Source organism: Vibrio sp. 2134-1 (genome assembly GCF_033339495.1).
On sequence record NZ_JAWOUS010000773.1, the window covers coordinates 1 to 564 of the forward strand.

The following is a 564-nucleotide window of genomic DNA, read 5'->3' on the forward strand; positions in this document are numbered from 1 at the left end:
TATATCGAAGAGATGGCCAGCTAAGCGTTATCCCATCGCTAAGGATTAAGGAGGTCGAATGTTCATCGTCAAATATTATCTACTTGGCGCGCTGGTTGCGTTGCTCGCTGCTATCTACATGCCTCAAATCGTAGTGAGTTTACTGCTGCTTTGGGTTTCGCTTTCCTTAGCGTTAGTCAGTGCGGCTTACTTGTTTGATTTCCCGTCCATCTTCAGGAAAAGCCAAGACGGAAAAATTGTCTGGTGGATTCGATGGGCATTCATTCCTTTCTTACTCGGGGCGAAAGCCTACAACGCCTGGGAGAGACGGCGCGATACTGTTCCTCCCATTCAACAAGTCAGCGAAAATCTTTACCTTTCCCGGCGCTTATTCCCGAGCGATTTGGCGTTTCTCGACTCTCACGACATTTCCTGCATTGTTGATGTTACGGCGGAGTTCGCAGGTTTAGAAAGCGCCATGACTGACAAGCAATTCAACTACCTTTCTATTCCCGTGCTGGATCATAAAGCGCCGACTTTGGAGCGTTTACGTCATGCGATTAATTGGATTGATACCCAAATCGC

1 pseudogene is annotated in these 564 nt (G+C 47.7%); it reads left to right on the forward strand.

Going from position 1 to position 564, the window contains the following annotated elements:
• Window positions 1-58: 58 nt before the first annotated feature.
• Window positions 59-564, forward strand: a pseudogene (locus R7R78_RS28465) (hypothetical protein); the annotation flags it as partial.